This is a genomic window from Mycobacterium sp. 1423905.2 (assembly GCF_001673155.1).
Taxonomy (GTDB): Bacteria; Actinomycetota; Actinomycetes; order Mycobacteriales; family Mycobacteriaceae; genus Mycobacterium.
This window is the reverse complement of record NZ_LZLE01000102.1, coordinates 1-19,673: the sequence shown is the minus strand read 5'-3', so window position 1 is coordinate 19,673 and position 19,673 is coordinate 1. Positions and strand designations below refer to the sequence as shown.

18 protein-coding genes and 3 pseudogenes are annotated in these 19,673 nt (G+C 67.3%); 14 read left to right on the top strand and 7 right to left on the bottom strand.

Features of this window, described 5'->3' with window-relative positions; translation table 11 throughout:
* Window positions 1-29: 29 nt before the first annotated feature.
* From A9W95_RS05515 to A9W95_RS05485, 7 genes are read left to right on the top strand one after another with little or no spacing between them, the layout of a single operon-like run.
* Window positions 30-1,148, top strand: a complete 1,119-nt coding sequence (locus tag A9W95_RS05515) for a virulence factor Mce family protein (RefSeq protein WP_067409601.1) — start codon at window positions 30-32, stop codon at window positions 1,146-1,148.
* Window positions 1,142-2,692 (top strand): virulence factor Mce family protein, encoded by a 1,551-nt coding sequence (locus tag A9W95_RS05510; RefSeq protein WP_067409590.1) that lies wholly within the window; start codon window positions 1,142-1,144, stop codon window positions 2,690-2,692. The genes A9W95_RS05515 and A9W95_RS05510 overlap by 7 nt, the downstream gene beginning before the upstream one ends.
* Window positions 2,662-3,363 carry an Mce protein gene (locus tag A9W95_RS05505; protein WP_067409589.1) on the top strand — a complete coding sequence of 234 codons (702 nt, stop codon included), beginning with the start codon at window positions 2,662-2,664 and terminating at the stop codon, window positions 3,361-3,363. The genes A9W95_RS05510 and A9W95_RS05505 overlap by 31 nt, the downstream gene beginning before the upstream one ends.
* On the top strand, window positions 3,360-4,340 hold the full coding sequence (locus A9W95_RS05500) for an RDD family protein (protein ID WP_067409588.1): 981 nt from the start codon (window positions 3,360-3,362) through the stop codon (window positions 4,338-4,340). Before A9W95_RS05505 ends, A9W95_RS05500 begins: the two co-directional genes overlap by 4 nt.
* Window positions 4,337-4,888, top strand: a complete 552-nt coding sequence (locus A9W95_RS05495; RefSeq protein ID WP_067409587.1) for a mammalian cell entry protein — start codon at window positions 4,337-4,339, stop codon at window positions 4,886-4,888. The genes A9W95_RS05500 and A9W95_RS05495 overlap by 4 nt, the downstream gene beginning before the upstream one ends.
* Entirely contained in the window at window positions 4,855-5,574 is a 720-nt protein-coding gene (locus tag A9W95_RS05490) for a mammalian cell entry protein (RefSeq protein ID WP_067409586.1), read from the top strand. The genes A9W95_RS05495 and A9W95_RS05490 overlap by 34 nt, the downstream gene beginning before the upstream one ends.
* A 20-nt stretch (window positions 5,575-5,594) precedes the next feature.
* Window positions 5,595-6,296, top strand: a complete 702-nt coding sequence (locus A9W95_RS05485) for a YoaK family protein (RefSeq protein WP_067409585.1) — start codon at window positions 5,595-5,597, stop codon at window positions 6,294-6,296.
* A 1-nt stretch (window position 6,297) separates the two neighbouring features.
* Here A9W95_RS05485 and A9W95_RS05480 read toward each other — a convergent pair whose 3' ends face one another.
* From A9W95_RS05480 to A9W95_RS05465, 4 genes are all read right to left on the bottom strand, one after another.
* Window positions 6,298-7,410: a phosphodiester glycosidase family protein gene (locus A9W95_RS05480; protein WP_156746030.1), complete on the bottom strand. Its 1,113-nt coding sequence runs from the start codon at window positions 7,408-7,410 to the stop codon at window positions 6,298-6,300.
* 84 nt (window positions 7,411-7,494) lie between these two features.
* The gene (locus A9W95_RS05475) at window positions 7,495-8,910 is read right to left on the bottom strand and encodes a YhgE/Pip domain-containing protein (RefSeq protein WP_067409583.1); all 1,416 of its coding nucleotides are present in this window, start codon (window positions 8,908-8,910) and stop codon (window positions 7,495-7,497) included.
* A gap of 36 nt (window positions 8,911-8,946) precedes the next feature.
* Window positions 8,947-9,672 (bottom strand): pirin-like bicupin family protein, encoded by a 726-nt coding sequence (locus tag A9W95_RS05470; RefSeq protein ID WP_067409582.1) that lies wholly within the window; start codon window positions 9,670-9,672, stop codon window positions 8,947-8,949.
* 4 nt (window positions 9,673-9,676) lie between these two features.
* Window positions 9,677-10,498, bottom strand: a complete 822-nt coding sequence (locus A9W95_RS05465; protein WP_067409600.1) for a MarR family transcriptional regulator — start codon at window positions 10,496-10,498, stop codon at window positions 9,677-9,679.
* 104 nt (window positions 10,499-10,602) lie between these two features.
* Between A9W95_RS05465 and A9W95_RS05460 the strand changes: the two genes are divergently transcribed.
* Window positions 10,603-11,736, top strand: a complete 1,134-nt coding sequence (locus tag A9W95_RS05460; protein ID WP_172826567.1) for a dihydrodipicolinate reductase — start codon at window positions 10,603-10,605, stop codon at window positions 11,734-11,736.
* Here A9W95_RS05460 and A9W95_RS05455 read toward each other — a convergent pair.
* Together A9W95_RS05455 and A9W95_RS05450 are read right to left on the bottom strand one after the other, a co-directional pair.
* Window positions 11,733-13,103 (bottom strand): alpha/beta hydrolase domain-containing protein, encoded by a 1,371-nt coding sequence (locus tag A9W95_RS05455; RefSeq protein WP_172826568.1) that lies wholly within the window; start codon window positions 13,101-13,103, stop codon window positions 11,733-11,735. The two genes, A9W95_RS05460 and A9W95_RS05455, sit on opposite strands and share 4 nt — an antisense overlap.
* Before the next feature lie 20 nt (window positions 13,104-13,123).
* Window positions 13,124-14,240 (bottom strand): annotated as a pseudogene (locus A9W95_RS05450) (sigma-70 family RNA polymerase sigma factor).
* Here A9W95_RS05450 and A9W95_RS05445 point away from each other — a divergent pair.
* The 6 genes and pseudogenes from A9W95_RS05445 to A9W95_RS28355 form a co-directional block, all read left to right on the top strand.
* Complete coding sequence (locus A9W95_RS05445) at window positions 14,188-15,027, top strand: alpha/beta hydrolase (protein ID WP_067409579.1); 840 nt, start codon at window positions 14,188-14,190, stop codon at window positions 15,025-15,027. The pseudogene A9W95_RS05450 and the gene A9W95_RS05445 sit on opposite strands and share 53 nt — an antisense overlap.
* A gap of 35 nt (window positions 15,028-15,062) precedes the next feature.
* Window positions 15,063-15,812 carry a DUF2786 domain-containing protein gene (locus A9W95_RS05440; RefSeq protein WP_067409578.1) on the top strand — a complete coding sequence of 250 codons (750 nt, stop codon included), beginning with the start codon at window positions 15,063-15,065 and terminating at the stop codon, window positions 15,810-15,812.
* Window positions 15,809-16,330 carry a TIGR04338 family metallohydrolase gene (locus tag A9W95_RS05435; protein ID WP_067409577.1) on the top strand — a complete coding sequence of 174 codons (522 nt, stop codon included), beginning with the start codon at window positions 15,809-15,811 and terminating at the stop codon, window positions 16,328-16,330. Before A9W95_RS05440 ends, A9W95_RS05435 begins: the two co-directional genes overlap by 4 nt.
* A complete protein-coding gene (locus A9W95_RS05430) occupies window positions 16,320-18,452 on the top strand; it encodes a beta-glucosidase (protein WP_253851571.1) in 2,133 nt (710 codons plus the stop codon). Before A9W95_RS05435 ends, A9W95_RS05430 begins: the two co-directional genes overlap by 11 nt.
* 294 nt (window positions 18,453-18,746) lie before the next feature.
* Window positions 18,747-19,223: pseudogene (locus A9W95_RS05425) on the top strand (O-methyltransferase); the annotation flags it as partial.
* Window positions 19,208-19,282, top strand: a pseudogene (locus A9W95_RS28355) (hypothetical protein); the annotation flags it as partial. The pseudogenes A9W95_RS05425 and A9W95_RS28355, both read left to right, overlap by 16 nt.
* A gap of 124 nt (window positions 19,283-19,406) precedes the next feature.
* On the opposite strand, the gene A9W95_RS05420 reads toward A9W95_RS28355, so the two are convergent.
* On the bottom strand, window positions 19,407-19,673 hold a 267-nt coding region (locus A9W95_RS05420), incomplete at its 5' end, for an O-methyltransferase (protein WP_371328027.1).

Genomic DNA, 19,673 nt, shown 5'->3' with positions numbered 1-19,673 from the left:
GCAAGCTTCGCCATCGCGCCTGGCAGGCCATGGTGCTGCTGATTGCCGCCGTGACGCTGAGTTCGTGTGGCTGGAAGGGCATTTCGCAGGTGCCCATTCCGGGCGCGCCGGGCAGCGGGTCGGGCTCGTATGTCGTGTACGCGCAGGTGCCCGACACCCTGGCGATCAACGGCAACAGCAAGGTCATGGTCGCCGATGTGGAAGTCGGCTCGATCCGCAAGATCGAGTTGAAGAACTGGGTGGCCACCTTGACGCTGGGTCTGACCAGCAACGTCAAGCTGCCCAAGAACGCGCTGGCCAAGATCGGCCAGACGAGTTTGCTGGGTTCGCAGCATGTGGAGTTGCTGTCCCCGCCCAACCCATCGCGCGAGCTGCTCAGAAACGGTGACGTCATCCCGCTGAAGAACTCGTCGGTGTATCCCACCACCGAGCAGACGCTGGCCAGCCTGGCCATGATCCTGCGGGGCGGCGGCATCCCGAACCTCGAAGTGCTGCAGAACGAGATCTTCAACATCGTCAACGGGCGGGGCGAGCAGATCCGGGCCTTCCTCGGCAAGCTGGACACCTTCACCAACCAGCTCAACCAGCAACGCGACGACATCACCCATGCCATCGACTCGACCAATCGGTTGCTGGCTTACGTGGGTAACCGGTCGGATGTCCTGGAGCGGGCGCTCACCGACCTGCCACCGGTGATCAAGCACTTCGCCGACACCAAGAACCTGCTGATCAACGCGATCGACTCGTTGGGTCAGGCCAGCAAGGTCACCGCTCAGTACCTCGGGGAAGCCCGCGGCCCGCTGCACACCGACCTCGAAGCGCTGCAGTGCCCGTTGCGGGAACTCGGTAAGGGCTCGCCGTTCCTGATCGGCGCCCTCAAGCTGATCCTCACCCAGCCGTTCGACATCGACACCGTGCCCAAACTGTTCCGTGGTGACTACATCAACATTTCCATCACGCTGGACGTCACCTACAGTTCCGTCGACAACGCGTTCCTCACCGGAACCGGCCTGTCGGGCGCGCTGCGGGCACTCGAGCAGTCGTTCGGCCGCGACCCCGAAACGATGATCCCGGACGTGCGGTACACGCCGAACCCGAATGACGCACCCGGCGGTCCGCTGGTCGAAAGGGCTGATAGGCAATGCTGAGTCAGTTCATCAAGCGCCAGCTGATCCTGTTCGGCGCCCTGACGGTCGTCGTGCTCAGCGTGCTGGGCGTGTACTACCTGCAGATCCCTACCCTGGTCGGCATCGGGCGCTACGACCTCAAGGCCGAACTGCCTGCCTCCGGTGGTCTGTACCCGACGGCCAACGTCACCTACCGCGGCATCACGATCGGCAAGGTCACCTCGGTCGAGCCGACCGAACGCGGCGCCGAGGCGGCGCTGAGCATCGACAGCCGCTACAAGATCCCGATCGACGCCGTGGCCAACGTGCACTCGGTGTCGGCGGTCGGTGAGCAGTACCTGGACCTGGTGTCCTCGGGCAACCCGGGCAAGTACTTCGCCTCCGGCCAAACCATCACGAAGGGCACCGTGCCCAGTGAGATCGGACCGGCGCTGGATACCGCCAACCGCGGGCTCGCCGTGCTGCCGAAGGAGAAGATCAGCACCCTGCTCGACGAGACCGCGCAGGCGGTCGGCGGATTGGGTCCGGCGCTGCAACGTCTGGTCGACTCGACTCAGGCGATCGTCGGGGACTTCAACACCAACATCCGCGACATCAACGACATCATCCAGCACTCCGGGCCGATCCTGGACAGCCAAGTCGAGTCCGGCGCTGCGATCGAGCGTTGGGCGCGCAACCTGAACCGCTTGGCGGCACAGGCGGCGGACCGCGACCAGAATGTGCGCAGCATCCTGCGTCAAGCGGCGCCGACGGCCGATCAAGTCAACGAAGTGTTCAGCGATGTCCGTGACTCGCTGCCGCAGACGTTGGCGAACCTGGAAGTCGTGTTCGACCTGCTCAAGCGCTACCACACCGGCTTTGAACAGTTGCTGGTGTTCCTGCCGCAGGGCGCGTCGATCGCCGAGACGGTCGCCGCGCCGTTCCCCAACCAAGCCGCGCTGGACCTCGGGTTGTCCATCAACCAGCCGCCCCCGTGTCTGACCGGTTTCATCCCGGCTTCCGAGTGGCGCTCGCCGGCCGACACCAACATGGCGCCGTTGCCGAACGGCACCTACTGCAAGATCCCGATGGACACGCCGGCCAACAGTGTGCGCGGGTCGCGCAACATTCCCTGCGTCGACGTGCCCGGAAAGCGCGCCGCCACGCCCCGGGAGTGCCGCGACCCCAGACCGTACGAACCCGCGGGCACCAACCCCTGGTTCGGTGACCCCAACCAGCTGCTGACGTGCCCGGCACCCGCCGCCCGGTGTGACCAACCGGTGAAACCGGGTCAGGTGATCCCGGCGCCGTCGGTCAATACCGGCCTGAACCCGGCTCCGGCCGACCGAGTGCCGGGGACACCCCCACCAACCAGTGACCCCTTGAGCCGGCCCGGATCGGGTACCGTGCAGTGCAACGGACAGCAGCCCAACCCGTGTGTCTACACTCCCGGCGGGCCTCCCACGGCGGTCTATAGTCCTCAGAGCGGTGAGCTGGTAGGGCCCGACGGGGTGAAGTACTCCGTCGAAAACTCAACCAGAACAGGAGACGACGGATGGAAGGAGATGCTGGCACCAGCCGGCTGAACCCCACCGACGCGGACGATTCGTCTCGCACCACCCCCACGGCCCCGGACCAGCCGGAAGCCGAAACCGACGCCCAACAGAGCACTCCGGCGACCGACGAGTCGGCGGAGACCGACTCTGCCGCCGCGGTGCAGGAAGACTCGGAGCCCGAAGCCGCGACCGCCGAGCGCGGTCCGTCGCGCCTGGGCCGCAAGTGGTTTGCCGCCATCGCCGTCGTGCTCGTTCTGATGGCCGGCGGCTTGGGCGCGGGCGCCTATTTCGCGCTGCGGTACAACCAGGAACGCCAGGCCACCGCGCGCAACGAGGCGGCCGCGCTGAAGGCGGCCGTCGATTGCGTCGCGGCCACCCAGGCGCCCGACACCACCGCGATGAACGCCGCCGAGCAAAAGATCATCGACTGCGGCACCGACGCGTTCCGGTCCCAAGCCCTCCTCTACACCAGCATGGTGGTGCAGGCCTATCAGGCCGCCAACGTCCATGTGCAGGTCTCGGACATGCGGGGCGCGGTCGAGCGCGACAACCCCGACGGTTCGGTCGACGTGCTGGTCGCGTTGCGGGTCAAGGTGGCCAACAACGACTCTCAGAACGAGACCGGTTACCGGCTGCGGGTCCGGATGTCGCCCACCGAGGGCCAGTACAAGATTTCCAAACTCGACCAGGTGACGAAGTGACGGTGGTGGTTGACCAGCCCCACAGCACGGCCGCCGTCTTAGAGTCACCGGAGCACCGCTTGGCGTCGTGGCATCGGCGCGTCGGCGCCTTCGCCGTCGACGTCCTGTTCGGCAGCGCCGTGGTGGCGAACATGGCGCTGGTCTCGTTCACCGTGCCGGCGCGGGGCGCGTGGTGGTGGGTGTGCATCGTCGTCATCGGGGTCTTCATCCTGCTGATGTCGGTCAACCGCGTCTTGCTACCGACGGTCCTCGGGTGCAGCGTGGGCCGCGGCCTGTTCGGCATCACCGTCGTGACGGCCGACGGCGAACCCGCCGACCCGTGGCGGTTGCTGCTGCGGGACCTCGCGCACCTGCTGGACACCGCGGCAGCCTTGATCGGTTGGGTGTGGCCGCTGTGGGACTCGCGTAACCGCACCTTCGCGGACATGCTGGCGCGCACCGAGGTCCGCCGCGTCGACCCCGAGGAGCGGCCAGCCGACGTCCGGCGGTGGGCGGCGACGGCCGCCCTGCTCACCGCCGGGGCGTGCCTGGCCGGTGCCGCCATCAGCTACGGCGTGGTGTACTCCCGCGATCAAGCGACCGACCAGACCCGCGCCGAGATCACCAACGAAGGGCCGAAGATGGTCGCGCAGATGCTGACCTACGACCCCGCCACCTTGCATGACGACTTCGCGCGGGCGCGAGGACTGGCCACTGACCGGTACCGAGGCCAACTCGCCGCGCAGCAGGACGCCGTGGAAAAGGGCGGCCACCCCGTCATCAACGAATACTGGCCGCGCAGCGGCTCCATCCAATCGGCTAGCCCGGACCGCGCCACGATGCTGCTGTTCCTGCAGGGCCGCCGGGGCGTGGCGCCCGACGAACGCTACATCAGCGCCACCGTCCGGGTGACGTTCGCCAAAGGCGCCGACGACCGCTGGCGCGTCGACGACCTGACGGTGATCACCAAGCCGAGGCCCCCGGGAGAGGACAGATGAGTCCCCGCCGCAAATTCACTCCGGGCGAGCAAACGCTGCTGGTCGAGCAGCCGGTGCCGCCACGCCGGTGGGTGTTGCCGCTCATCACCGCGGGCGCCGCGGTGGTGATGGTCGCGGCGATCACCGTTTCGACCCTGATGCTGATCGCGCATCAAGGGCGGGAGCGTGCCGCCAGTCGAGACCGCCAGGTGCTCGACTACGTGTCCTGGTTCATGACCGGGTTCACCTCGATCGACCCGTTCCACGCCAACGACTACGTGTCGCGCGTCTTGGCGCAAGCCACCGGGGACTTCGCCCAGCACTATCAGGAGCAGGAGAACGCGATCCTGCTGCAGGTCGCCCGGGCCGAACCGGCCACCGGCACAGTCTTGGACGCCGGGGTCGAGCGCTGGAACGACGACGGCAGCGTCAACGTGTTGGTCGCAACGCAGGTGACGTCGAAGTCTCCGGACGAGAAACAGGTTTTCACCAATACCAATCGCTGGACGGCAACCGCTACCCAGGAAGGGAACCAGTGGAAGATCAGCAACTTGCTGCAGGTGATCTGAAAGAGACCGCCGCCGACGACCAATCCAAGGTCGAGACCGCGCAAACCGAAGACACCCAAGCGACCGAGGGCGACGAGGCCGCTACCTCCGCGACGGACACCGCGGAAAGCGAAGCGGCGCAAGCCGATTCCGATACCGGCGCTGGAACCGACAAGCCCGCTCGACGGCGCAGGAAGCGCAATTGGGTGGCGGCCCTTGCCGCGTTGGCCGCTGTGTTGTTCGTGGGGTCGGCGGGCTTCGCCGGCTGGGCGGTACAGCCATATCTGACCGATCGTGCCGTCGCCGCCACCAAGCTGAAGGTGGCGCGCACGGCCGCCGACGCCATCACCGCCCTGTGGACCTACACCCCGGAGAACATGGACAATCTCGCCGACCGCGCGGCAACCTACCTCAGCGGTGACTTCGGCGCCCAATACCGCAAGTTTGTCGACGCCATCGTCGCTCCCAACAAGCAGGCCAAGGTCACCAACAGCACCGTGGTGACGGGCGTCGCGGTGGAGACGCTCGAGGACCCCACGGCGGTGGTCATGGTCTACACCAACACCACTTCCACCAGCCCCCTGACCAAGAACATCCCGTCACTGAAGTACCTGTCCTACCGGTTGTTCATGAAACGCGACGGGGCCCGCTGGCTGGTCACCCGGATGACCACGATCACCTCGCTTGACCTGACACCGCACCCGTAGCCCCGGTCACGCCCGCGCGCATGGCCGTCGCATCGCCGATCACCGAGCGGTTAACCGTCACAGCCCTGTTGTTGCTGACCTTTTCCACTGGATTGGCCGACGCGATCAGCGTGCTGGTCCTCGGCCATGTTTTCGTGGCCAACATGACCGGGAACGTGATCTTCCTGGGTTTCTGGTTCGCGCCCAAGACCACCATCGACCTGACCGCCGCCGTGGTCGCCTTTCCAACCTTCGTCACCGGCACCATCCTGGGCGGACGACTGGTCCGCCGCTACGCCGCGCACACCCGGCGCTGGCTCACCACCGCGCTGGCCACGGAGGTGTCGGCGCTGGTGACTTTGTCCATCCTGGCCGGCGCCGGCGTCCTGCATTACCACGACAACACCAAGCTCATCCTGATCGGCGGGATGGCCATCGCCTACGGTCTGCAGCACTCCACCGCACGTCAATTCGGCATCCAGGAACTCACCACCACGGTGCTGACCTCGACCATCGTCGGGCTGGGAGTCGACAGCCGGCTGGCCGGGGGCACCGGCCAACGGGAGAAGCTGCGCTACAGCGTGGTGGTGACCATGTGTGCCGGAGCGGTCGTCGGTGCCACGATCACCCGGGTCGCGGTGGCGCCGGTGCTGGCCTTGGCCGCCCTGGTCGTCGCAACCAGCATGCTGATCTTTCGGTTCGGTCCGGCCGCGCCGGAAGGCGCTGCGCGCGTTGATGTTTGAGTCAGTTGAAGGCGAGCCAGCTGGGCAGGCCGCGCTCGTGGGAGTCGCAGAGCACCTGCCGGGTGTCGCACGAGCCCTTGGGTGAACCGGCGCCCGCCCACATGCCGCCGGTGTCACGGCGCAACACGATCGCCGAAGATCCGCCGCCGTCGAGTAGCACCGCGGTGTCGCTGCCCAACCCGCGGAACAGGTCCTGGATGTTGTCCGGGGTGTAGCTGCCGCCCTCGAAGATGTACATCTCGTCGCGCTGCTTGACGTAGGCCAGGGCGGTACGCGCCGCGCTGGGGCCGCCGTCATGCAGTTGTCCGGTGTTCCCGGGCGACAGGAGGCCGATGCCGGACACGGCGACGAACCTGGCGTCCTTGTTGATCAGGTCCTGGATCACCGGGGTGGCGACGTCATAGTCCTGCGGGCCCTTGGCGCGCAACACGTATGGCGCGCCACCGGCCGGGAGGATCATCGTGCTCAGCGAACTCCAACTCTCGCCCCCACCGGACAGGCCCTGCTTGCCGGCGTAGGCGACGGTGCCGGTGACCGCCTGATTCGCCCGGCCCTGGCCGTGCGTGTTGTCCACAAAGGCGCCCAACGGTGAGCTGCAACCGGTGCTGCGCCACGTGCCGCCCTTTTGCCCGCGCACGTCGAAGAAGTTGGCGTTGATCGCGATGGTGGGTTGTCCCATCCGTTGCCAGGCCTGCAGCGGCTGATAGATCTCGGATGCCTGCATCAGTCCCTCGCCGGTGCGGGCTCCCGGGTTGTTCTCGCAGCGGGCCTGGTCGCCGGTGTGGGTGTCGACCAACAGGTGCGGCTGCAGCCGTTGCGAGGCGTTCTTGATGACCATCAGGTGGCCGCCGTTGGTCATCTCATACCAGCTGCCACCGCCGTTGAGCAGCGGAGTGGGATGACCGGGGCCGAAGTTGTAGACGAGGTAGGACCCCTTGGTGGTGGTGATGGCCTGCTCGAGCATCTCGCGGCCGTCGGCCGCCCGTGCCACCGGCTGCCCCAGCGTGCCGCCGACCGTCACGCAGGCGGCCAGCAACGCCACCCCGACGGTCAGCCGGCGCGCCAGGGTGGCGACGCTGGCAAAGGGTGACAGCACGACAGACCTTTCCGGGATGGGTGGCGACCCTCCCAGAATTAGTCACATCAGTAACACTGTCAACTTAAGTAACAGGGTTGTGACGGTATTGCAGCGTGGGAACTACGTTTGCTCGCTTGAGGTTTCGGTTTCCGGTTCAGCAGCGGGTTCGGCCTGAGCGTCGGCGGCGTTCTGCCGCGCGGCTTGCTTGGCCTGGGCGGCTTGGTGCTGGGCTTGATGCTCTTGGGCGATGGCCAGCTCCACCGCGCCGGGGATGCGGTGAAAACCCTTGCGGTCGTACAGATTTGTGATAATGCCGCCGAGCAGCAACCCGATGATCGTTCCGATCGCGGTCAGGATCAGTGCCTGCGACAGACCGGCGTCGGCGTGGCCGTTGAGATACAGCAGCGAGCGCACGCCCAGGAACACCTGGTGCATCGGCTCGAATTCGGCCAGCCAGCGGAAGATGGGTGGCACCGCTTCCAGTGGCACCGTGGCGCCGGCCGACGGCAACCCGAGGATCACGAACACCAGCATGCTGACCAGCAAACCCATCGAGCCCAGCACCGAAAGCAGCGAGCTCGAGGTGATGCCGACGGCGCTGATCGCGAATACCCCGAACAGCCATAGCTGCCAGCCCAGCGGAATGGGCATGCCCAGCCCGTGCGCGATCGCCATGTAGACGGCCGACGTCAGCAACGCCAACAGCACCATCAGCCCCCATTTGACCAACAGGGTGCGAAAGCGCGAGATGTTCACCTGTTCGGCGAACCGGTAGACCGGTCCGTACTCCGCGGGCACGTAGCCCAGCATGGAATCGACCAGGGTGCTCACCACGATGCTGCCGGTGAATCCGGCCAGCAGCAGCAACAGCGCGTAGTAGAAGGCCGAGAGTCCGTTCCCGGTGCCATTGGGCAGCGGGTTGTAGACCACCGACTTGACGTCGATGGGACTCGACAACCCCAGCACCGCAGCGCCGGCCAGTGGAGCACCCCCGGTCTGCGCGGCGACGCTGGCGGAAAGCTGTTCTCCCGCTTTGTTGTTCACCACGGCCATGGCCTGGGTCAGGGTCTGCCCGGCGATGCTCGAGCCCAGCGTGCCGGCCCGCGGATTGGTCGAGATGGTGATCGTGGGCCGGTCCGCGCGTTCGCTGGTGACCGCGCTGGCGCCGAATTCGCGCATCTTTGACGAGAAGCCCGGCGGAATGAGCACCGACCCGTAGACCTGAGCGCGATCCATCAGTCGTTTCGCCTCGTCGTTGGACACCACGCGGACGTCGAACTTGTTCTTGTCCAACCCGGCGACCACGCCGTCGGCGATCTGCTTGCCCGCCGGACCGGCATCCTGGTTGACCATGGCAATCGGGAAATGCTGCAAATTGGTGGTGGGGTTCAGGATGCCGCCCAGGTACAGCGCCGACAGCGCCGACATCAGCGCCAGCGTGATCACAATCGGTGCCACCCAGAACCGCACCGTGCGAAGCGCTTTAGTACTCCTATTCGGTTTGGGCGCCGCGTGCCGAGGCTGTTTTTGAGACATCTGGGCTCCTGTTCGTCGAGCCCACTCTAATGTCGATCAGCCGCCCAATTTCTGACGCATCTCCCACACCAGTACTTCGGCGCCCTGCGCCGCGCGCACTCTCGGTGCGTCGGCGTCGGTGAACCGCACGGCGTCTCCCGGCCCCAGTGCCCCGACGCCGTCCACCGTGACTTGGCCGCGCGCAACGAATAAGTGCAGGTAGGAAGCGGTGGGTAGGTCGACGACCGCCCTGGACGACAGCCGGGCGACATGTAAGGCGGCGCCGCGGTTGTGCAGCGAGATGGCGGCATCGTGCCCGGGTATCCCGGAGGCGATCGGAGTCAGGCGGTCCGTCAAAATTGTGTCCGGAATCTCGTGCTGCTGGTAACTGGGACTCAGACCGCTTGTGTCGGGCATCACCCACATCTGCACGAAATGCACCGGCTCGGAAGCGGAATCGTTCATTTCCGAGTGCAGGATGCCGCTACCGGCCGACATCCGTTGCGCCAAACCGGGATAGATCACTCCGCGGTTGCCGGTCGAATCCTGGTGTCGCAACGCCCCTTGCAGCACCCAGGTGACGATCTCCATGTCTCGGTGCGGATGACTGTCGAAGCCAGCGCCGGGTTCGACGATGTCGTCGTTGTTGACCAGGAGCACACCGTGGTGAGTGTTCTGCGGGTCGTAGTGGTCGCCGAAGGAGAACGAATGCCTCGATTTCAGCCAGGATGTCGTGGTGACGGCGCGGTCTTCGGATCGGCGAATGTCCGCGGTGGCAGCCATGGTCTCAGGGTAATGGGGTGAGCAGCTCCTGGGCGTGGCGCAGCACAGCGTCGAGTTCGGACAGGCTCACCTCGACCGCACCGCCCAGATGGATCTCGATCTGGTACTCCGGTTGTCCCGTCGGCCCGAAGATCGGCAACACGACGAACTCCGTTGTGGGCAAGTCTGTTTCGATGACATCGGTGACGGACTCCAGGGTCGCCATGGTCATCAGGGTGGTCAGTTGGCGGCTCACCTGCGCGGTCGGCTTCAGCGATGCCAGCACGCCGGCCAGCCGATGGTGCAGTGATTTGTGCGTGTCGTCGAATCGCCAGGCGCCATAGCCGCGGGCGCGGATGTCGGCGAGGACCCGCTGGTGCTCCTCGATTTCGGTACGGCCGAGCCTGGGCGTCACCCGGCGCAACCACTCCTGCACGGAATCGGAGTCCCGCCACGCCATCGCGACCAACCCAAACGGCGGGTCGATCGGAAAGCGCTGTCCGACGGCATGTTCCCCGTCGGTGCCATGACCCACCGCGTCGACGGTGGTCAACTGCCGGGTGCCGATCTTGGACATCGAGCAACCCGCGCCGAGCGACTCGTGCAGGTAGGTCAGCGTCGTCCGGCCACGGTCCAGCAACGGGAACTGTTTGCGCAGGCCGTGCACCAGGCTGAACAAGCCGCTGCCCAGTCCGTAACGGCGGTCGTCGCGGCGCGCCACCCACCCGCCGCGCTCGAGTTCGGCCAGCACCAGCGCACATGTCGACGTGCTGATCTGACAAAGCCGAGCCAGTTCGGCCGACGTGCGACCCTCCGGCGAGGCGGCCAGCGCAGTGAGCACATTCATCACCCGGCCGGTAGGCGGGGACTTGGCGGTTGACGGCGCCACAATCGCCTCCTTACCATCCGTCCAAATAGTCAATTAGCTAATCCTATTATTAGGAGACAATGGTGATCAAGGTGGGAGTGTGGGGTCCAGGGTCGATGGGCCTGATTGCGCTGCGCGGGGTCATCGACCATCCGCAGCTTGAGCTGGTCGATCTGGTCGTCCACAGCGATGCCAAAGCAGGCCGCGACGCCGGAGAACTCTGTGGCATCGCCCCGGTAGGAGTGGTCGCCAGGCAGGACCCCGCCCCGATGCTCGCCGGTGACGCCGAGGTGATCGTCTATGCCGCGGCGGCCAATCTGCGCCCGCTCGAAGCGGTCGAAGACATGGTGTCGATCCTGCGGGCCGGCAAGAACGTGGTGTCGTGTTCGGTGGTGCCGCTGGTCTACCCGGACGCGGTCGACTCGGCCTTCACCGAACCGTTGCAGCAGGCCGCCGCGGATGGCGGGGTGTCCTTCTTCACCACCGGCATCGACTCCGGATTCGCCAACGATGTGCTGCCGCTGGTGCTCACCGGGGTGTCCCGGGTGATCGAGTCGGTGCGGGTCACCGAGATCTTCAACTACGCCACCTACCCCGACCCTGCGGCCGTGTACGAGATCCTCGGGTTCGGCAAGCCGCCGGAGTTCACCGCCTTCGCGGCCACGCCTGGGGTGTTCACGTTCGGCTGGGGACCGGTACTGCACCAGCTCGCCGCCGGTCTGGGCATCAAACTCGACCACGTCGAGGAAAGCAACGAACGGCTGCCCGCGCCCGAGTCCTTCGACACCCCGACCGGGCACATCGCTGCGGGCTCGATTGCCGCCATGCGCTCGACGCTGACCGGCTATGTCGGAGACAAGGCGACGTTGGTGGTCGACCATGTGACTCGCATGCGCGACGACATCGCGCCGGACTGGCCGCAACCGCACATCAGTATCGAGCCCAAAGACCTCGGATATGGCCTGGCGTCCGGCCGCGGTTGTTACCGCGTGGAGATCGAGGGCTCGCCGACGATGCGCTGCGAGTTCGAGATGGCCGACGACCGCGACCACGACTTGGGCGCGCGCATCGCGGGAGCGTCCCGGATGGTGAACGCGATCCCGGCGGTGTGCGCGGCCCGGCCCGGACTGCTGTCGGCCCTGGATCTGCCGCTGGTCACCGGGGCGGGATTGGTGCGGCCGGTCGAGGGCCCGCCACCGGACAGTCGGCTGTTCTAGTCCGGATAGGTGGCCGCTGCCAGCGCGAGGATCTCGTCCCGGTCGGCAGCCAGCACAAATCCGGAGCCGATGGCGGTGTCGAGCGCCGCGGTGAACTCGGCCAGGTACTGGTCGGCGCCGCCAGGATAGCGACGGCGCAGCGTGGCGTCATCGAAGGGCTCGCCGGAGCCGAAGATCGCCGACATGACGCTGCCTTGGCCGCCCAGCCCTGACGTGCGCGCGATCGGGACGTCCACCCACGGCGTCCGGATGCCGCCCGTCGCCAGGCCGTAGTCGTCCGATTCCGGTTGCGGCCATTCGGTTTCGCGCACCGTCAGGCGCGGGCCGGTGGGCGCCGCGACGGCCTCGCGCACCCAGTTGTGCAGCGCGGAAAGCCCCGCCTGTAGGACGTAATGATGTTGCGGCGCGAAGTTGATGTAGTGGCCGAGCTGTTGTCCCAGCAACGTGCTGGTTGGCGCGTAGGCGGCGACGATGTCGTCCATCGGCGCTGAGCCGGTGTCGATCGGCGCGACCTGGATGGTGTAGTTGTCCGCGTGCGCCGCACCGGCGATCTCCCAGACCCGCAGCCGCTCGGTGTCGGGCTGGCGGGCGAAGTAATAGCCGTGCCGAACCCCGCCGAACAGGTCGGTTTCGGTGATGACCGTCAAGACCGGGACGCGCAGGTCGGGCCGGAACCGCACCACATCGGGCACGTCGATGCGCGCTTCGTCGAAGATGGAGCCGCCGTTCAACGGTGCCGCCGAGCCGAAGCGCGAGTGCACCAGAAAGCCGTCGTAGGTCGCGGCGAGCGGGTCCACGGCGTTGATATACGTGGTGAGGAACATCGCCGATTGCGACTCACCCACGGCCACAACGTGGTTGATATCGAGATCCGTCAGCACGGTGTCGGGGCCGGTGAGGAGTTGGCCGATCTGAGAGAAGATGTCGTAGCTGAAGGCGTCACCCGGGTGGTGCAGACTCGCGTAACGCGTCGGGTCTTGGCTCTTCAGTGACATGTCCGCGGCCAGCAGGCTGGCGCCTCCTTCGACGCCGACCCGTTGGGCCGATACGGCGACGTAAATGTAACCGGCACGCACGATTTCGCGATGCGCCATCATCCACACCGCTGGTGCGTCGATGCCACCGCTGACATTGAGCCACTCGACCAGGACCGTTCCGTTGCACCCGTGCTGCGGCGTCAGCACGACCATCCGCGTGGTGTATTCGGCTGTGTCGCTGGCGGTTACGTCCCACCGGCCGTCGGGATGTAGCGCGTCCGTCGGGGTGAACGACGAGGCGGTGCCGGACACGAAGAACTCTTGCGCGACATACCCCAACGTGCCCAGGTCATACGCGCCCAACAGCAGAGCCGGCTTGCCGGCAACCATTGCGATGCTCAGGGACCCAGTCACAGCGAGCTGGGCAGTCCGAACTTCGCGAACAAGCTGTCGTCGAGGAAAGCCACCACGTGCGAAACCCGGTCCTGGCTGACGTCGAGCACGTGCAGCTGGAACGGAATGTGGCGATCACCGTCGCGCATGTACATCGCCACGGCGGGCTGGCCGTTGGCGACCAACGGGACCATCCGCATGTCGCCGGGAGACTCGGCCGGACATTGCTGATGGATGAGCGTGACGATGTTCGACGCACCCTGATACCAGCCGGTGTAAGGGGGCATCTCCCAAATCGCCTCGGCGGTGAACAGCTCCACCAACCGGTCGATGTCGTAACTCTCGAAGGCCGCGATGTAGCGGGCCAACAGATCTTGCGCCTCGGGGGAGTCCGGCGGATCCAGCCGGTCGTCGGTGCTGGGCTGCACGGCCTCGAGCTGGGCGCGGGCGCGTTGCAGCAGGCTGTTGACCGCGACGGTGGTGGTGCCGATGGCCTCGGCCACTTCGGCCGAACGCCATTGCAGCACGTCGCGCAAGAGCAGTACCGCCCGCTGCCGCGGCGAAAGGTGTTGCAGCGCGGCCACGAACGCCAGCCGCACCGACTCCCGCGACCCGACAATCGTCGACGGGTCGGCCGAATCGCCGGTCAGGTCCGGCAGTGGTTCCAGCCAGGGCACCTCGGCGCGCTCGACCAGCTCGGCCGTCGGGTCGGAACTGGACGAGCCCAGACCGGTGGGCAACGGGCGGCGTTGGCGACCCTCCAGCGCGGTTAGGCAGGTGTTGGTGGCGATCCGATGCAGCCAGGTCCGCAGCGAGGACTTGCCTTCGAACCGGTCATAGGATTTCCAGGCCCGCAGCAACGTCTCCTGCACCAAGTCCTCCGCGTCGTGCAGCGACCCGGTCATCCGGTAGCAGTGCGCCAGCAGTTCCCGCCGGTAGGGCTCGGCCAGGGTGGAGAAGTCCCCACCACGTTCGTCTCCCCGTTCGTTGAAGGGATTCGCGAAATCTTCCGTGAGCGCCGTCACGCGAAACAGCCTACGCAGACCTGCCGACAACTCCAGGAGCCATTACGCTGCCCGTAATGACTACCTCCCGCGCTGAAAAGCGTTTCGACGGTCTCGGCGGCGTGGACATCGTCTATGACGTCTGGACCCCGGCCGCCCAGCCGCGCGCGGTACTCGTCCTTTCCCACGGTCTGGGTGAGCACGCCCGCCGCTACGACCACGTCGCGCAGCGGTTCGGGGAGGCGGGCCTGGTCACCTACGCGCTAGACCACCGGGGACACGGCCGTTCGGGTGGCAAGCGGGTGGTGGTGCGCGACATCACCGAATACACCGCCGACTTCGACACCCTGGTCGGCATCGCCAAACGCGAGCACCCGGGGACCAAGTGCATCGTGCTCGGCCACAGCATGGGCGGCGCGATCGTATTCGCCTACGGAGTCGAACGCCCGGACGACTACGACCTGATGGTGTTGTCGGCGCCGGCGGTGGCCGCGCAGGAATTGGTCAACCCGGTGATGGCGTTGGCCGCCAAGGTGCTGGGCGTGGTGGTGCCCGGCCTGCCGGTACAGGAACTCGACGTCGACGCGATCTCCCGCGACCGGGCGGTGGTGGACGCCTACAACGCGGACCCGATGGTCTATCACGGGCGGGTCCCGACCGGCATCGGACGAGCGCTGCTCCACGTCGGTGAGACGATGCCCCGGCGCGCACCGGCGCTGACGGCGCCGCTGCTGGTCGTGCACGGCAGCGACGACCGGTTGGTGCCGATCGGCGGTAGTCGCCGCCTGGTCGAATGCGTCGGCTCGGCCGACGTCGAACTCAAGGAGTACCCGGGCCTCTACCACGAGGTCTTCAACGAGCCCGAGCGCGCCGTCGTCCTCGACGACGTGGTGACCTGGATCGACAACCGGCTCTAGCCGCGCCGTCGGTGGGCTCCCGTAGTTTTGGCGCTATGACCGACGACAAGATGTTGGCACGCATCGCGGCCCTGTTGCGGCAGGCCGAGGGCACCGACAACCCCCACGAGGCGGACGCGTTCATGACGGCCGCCCAGCGCTTGGCGACGGCCGCGTCCATCGACCTGGCGGTGGCGCGTTCGCACTCATCCAACCGTTCGCCCGCCCAGGCTCCCACCCAACGCACCATCACCATCGGCAATGCCGGCACTCGCGGCCTCCGCACCTACGTGCAATTGTTCGTGCTCATCGGGGCGGCCAACGACGTGCGCTGCGATGTGGCGTCGAATTCGACGTTCGTCTACGCCTATGGGTTCGCCGAAGACATCGACGCCACGCATGCCTTGTACGCCAGCCTGGTGGTCCAGATGGTCCGCGCCTCGGATGCCTACCTGGCTTCCGGCGCGCACCGGCCCACCCCGACGATCACCGCCCGGCTCAACTTCCAGCTGGCGTTCGGCGCGCGCGTCGGCCAGCGCCTGGCGGAAGCCCGCGAACAGACTCGCCAGGAGGTCACCAAGGACCGGGTCCGCGCGCCGGGCACCGCGATCGCCCTGCGGGACAAGGATCTGGAGCTGCGCGACTACTACCGCAGCGCGTCCAAGGCGCGGGGCACCTGGCAGGCCAACCGGGCTACCGCCGGGTATTCCTCGGCCGCGCGGCGCGCCGGTGACCGCGCCGGGAAACGGGCGCGGCTGGGCGCCAGCCCGGAACTCCCCGGGGCACGGAGCGCGCTGCACCGGTGACACCGGCGGACTCCCAGGGTCGGCCGGCCAGAGACGCCCAGCGCGCCAAGGTTTACGCCGCCGAGGACTTCGTGCGGACGCTTTTCGACCGGGCCGCCGAGCACGGGTCACCGTCGATCGACTTCTTCGGCGCCCAGTTGACGCTGCCCCCCGAGGGCCGCTTCGCTTCGGTCCCCTCGGTGCAGCGCTACGTCGACGACGTGTTGGCGATGCCGGCCGTGCGCGAACACTGGCCGTCGGTGGGGCCGCTGCGGGTGCGGGCGCGGCGCGCGGCCACCGCCGCGCACTACGAGAACCGCGACGGCGCAGGCACCATCGCCGTGCCCGACCGAGACACCGCCGACTGGGCGATGCGGGAGTTGGTGGTGTTGCACGAGATCGCCCACCACCTGTGCCAGACACCGCCCCCACACGGACCACAATTCGTGACGACGATGTGCAGGCTGGCCGAGGTGGTGATGGGCCCCGAACTCGGCCACGTGTTGCGGGTCGTGTACGCAAAAGAGGGTGTGCGGTGAGCAGCAGGCGCAAGCAGACGCCGACGTCCGAGCGCGTGAGATCGAAGCGCAGCTGACCGACGACGAACGATTCTCGCTGCTGGTCGGCGTCATGGGCGCCGGCGACATGTGGCCGCTGCGCGACGAGCGCATCCCCGACGGCGTTCCGATGAGCGCCGGGTATGTGCCGGGGGTGCCGCGGCTGGGGGTGCCGGCCCTGCGCATGAGCGATGCCAGCCTGGGGGTGACCAATCCCGGCTTCCGCCCCGCAGACACCGCCACCGCGCTGCCGGCCGGCTTGGCGTTGGCCGCCACATTCCACCCCGCGCTGGCCCGCGCCGCTGGACAGGCCATCGGGCGCGAGGCGCGCAGCCGTGGGCTGAACGTGCTGCTGGCCGGGGGCATGAATCTGGCCCGCGATCCCCGCAACGGCCGCAACTTCGAATACCTCTCTGAGGACCCGCTGTTGACGGCGACCATGGCCGCCGAATCGGTCTCCGGGATACAGCAGCAGGGCGTCATCTCGACGACCAAGCACTACACGCTGAACTGCAACGAGACCAACCGGCACTGGCTGGACGCGGTCATCGATCCCGACGCGCATCGTGAATCCGATTTGCTCGCTTTCGAATTGGCCATCGAGCGAGCTCAGCCCGGCGCGGTGATGACGGCCTACAACAAAATCAACGGCGAGTACGCCGCCCGCAACAGCTACTTGATCAACGACGTGCTCAAGGGCACGTGGGGCTTTCAGGGCTGGGTGATGTCCGACTGGGGCGGGACGCCGAGTTGGGAGTGCGCCCTGCACGGGTTGGACCAGGAGTCCGGGGCGCAGATCGACGCGCTGCTGTGGCAGGCGGAGTCATTCGGCGAACCGCTGCGCGCCGCGTACGCCGAAGGCCGGCTGACCAAAGAGCGGCTGTCGGAGATGGTGCGGCGGATCCTGCGGTCCATGTTCACCGTCGGCATCGACCAGCCGGACACCGAGCCTGCGCCAGACATGGTCGCGCACAACGAGATTGCGCTGCAGATCGCCCGCGAGGGCATTGTGCTGATGCACAACCGGGGAGTGCTGCCACTCGGTGTGGAGTCGACCGCGCGCATCGCGGTGATCGGCGGCTACGCCCAGCGCGGGGTGCCCATCGGATTCGGATCCTCGGCCGTGGTGCCCCCGGGCGGCTACGCCGAGGTCATCCCGATTGGCGGGCCGGGACTGTCCGGTGGCACGCGCAACCTGCACCTATTGCCGTCCAGCCCGCTCGAGGCACTGCGCGAACGACTTCCCCACGCGCAGATCGAGTTTGACCCGGGAATCAGCCCGGCGGAGGCGGCGCTGGCGGCCCAACGTGCCGACGTTGCCATCGTGTTCGCGCTCCGCGCCGAAGGCGAGGGGATGGACATCCCCGACCTCTCGCTGCCGTGGGGGCAGGACGCGGTCATCGCGGCCACCGCAGCCGTCAATCCCAACACCGTGGTGGTGCTGCAGACCGGGAACCCGGTGGCCATGCCGTGGGCGGAGGCGGTGAATGCCGTCGTGCAGGCCTGGTATCCCGGTCAGGCCGGAGGTCAGGCGATCGCGGAAGTGCTTGCCGGACAGACCAATCCGTCGGGTCGGTTACCGATCACCTTCCCGGCGGACCTCGCCCAGACACCGCGTCCGCAACTGCCCGGGTTGGGCGAGCCGTTCGGCACACCGAGCACGATCGAGTATTGCGAAGGCGCCGACGTCGGTTACCGGTGGTTCTGCCGGCAGGGCCACACCCCGTTGTTCGCTTTCGGTCATGGCCTGTCCTACACCAGCTTTGACTACCAGAACCTGGCGGTGACCGGGGGACAGACGGTGATCGTCAGCTTCACCGTGCGCAACGCCGGGCAGCGCCCCGGGGCCGACGTGCCACAGGTGTATCTGACCGCTGCACCCGACGGGCCGCTCTTGCGATTGCTGGGCTTTGAGCGCGTGCACCTGGAACCCGGCGAGGCCGCCCAGGTGACGATCGAGGCCGATCCGCGCTTGCTGGCCCGCTATTGGGGCGGCCGATGGCGGATCGCGCCGGGCGGCTACACGGTCGCCGTGGGCGCTTCGGCGGTGGCGCTGCGGCTTTCGGCAGGGGCCGAGCTGGCCGGTCGTGCGTTCGGCGCCTGACGCACGACCGGCTCGGGGACTTACTGGACGGGAACCAATTCTGCGCCGCAGGTGCAGCGGTACGGCTCACCAGAGCCGGAGCATTCGCACTTGTGCTCGATCACAACGCGGCAACCGCAGTGGTCGTGACCGCAGGACAGCACCGTTCCGGCTTCGTAATTCGGCATCGTCTCACCCTTATCTGTACGGGGACGGGCAACGTCCCAGTGTTTGACTAGCATCCTCGACTATACCCCATACGGGTATCTGGTAAAGGGGGCGGCGGCGGGGTTTTCGGGGCGTAGCGTTTCAGGCATGCCTTCCACACCGAACCCGAAAGACGTTGACGCGTTTCTCGACAGCGCCCTACTCGACGACGACCCGGCGTTGGCCGAGGCTCTGGCCGCCAGCAGCGCAGCCGGGTTGCCGCCGATCGCGGTGTCGGCACAGCAGGGCAAGTTTCTGTCGTTGTTGGCCGGTGCGACGCAAGCGCGCCGCATCCTCGAACTGGGCACGCTGGGCGGTTTCAGCACCATCTGGCTGGCGCGCGGCGCCGGTCCGCAAGGTCGTGTGGTGACGCTGGAATTCGAACCCAGGCACGCCGAAGTCGCCCGGGCGAATCTGGCGCGGGCGGGTGTGGCCGATCGGGTCGAGGTGCTGGTCGGCGCGGCGTTGGACACCTTGCCCACCTTGTCCGGCGATCCGTTCGACCTGGTGTTCATCGACGCCGACAAGGAGAACTACCCCGCCTACCTCGAGTGGGCGGTGCGACTGGCCCGCCCCGGACCGGTGTGCTGGCCAAGTACGTCAAGCTGGTCAACTCCGCGGCGGTAGGCGCGGTCTGCGGCTGACCCTCCCGGCCAGCCGTCAGCGTGCGCTGACGCCGTCGAGTGTGTCCACACGGCGGGAAATCCCGACCAATCCCACCGTGACTGCACCCTCGACGCCCCCTGAGCACACTCGGCCGGCCGGCGGCTAGCGCACCAGCGCCAGCGCGAACCCGTCCCACCCCTTGGCGCCGACGGTCTGCAGCGCCGCGGTGTCCAGCCGCGGGTGCTCCCCCATCAGCTGCAGCGTGTGGCGGGTCGCGGTGATCCGGGCGTCGCCGGAGTCCGCCGCCGCCACATGTCCGTTGCGAATGACGTTGTCCACCACGATGACCGCGCCGGGGCGGGCCAGTCGCACCGCCCACTCGAGGTAGGCGGGGTAGTTCTCCTTGTCGGCGTCGATGAACACCAGGTC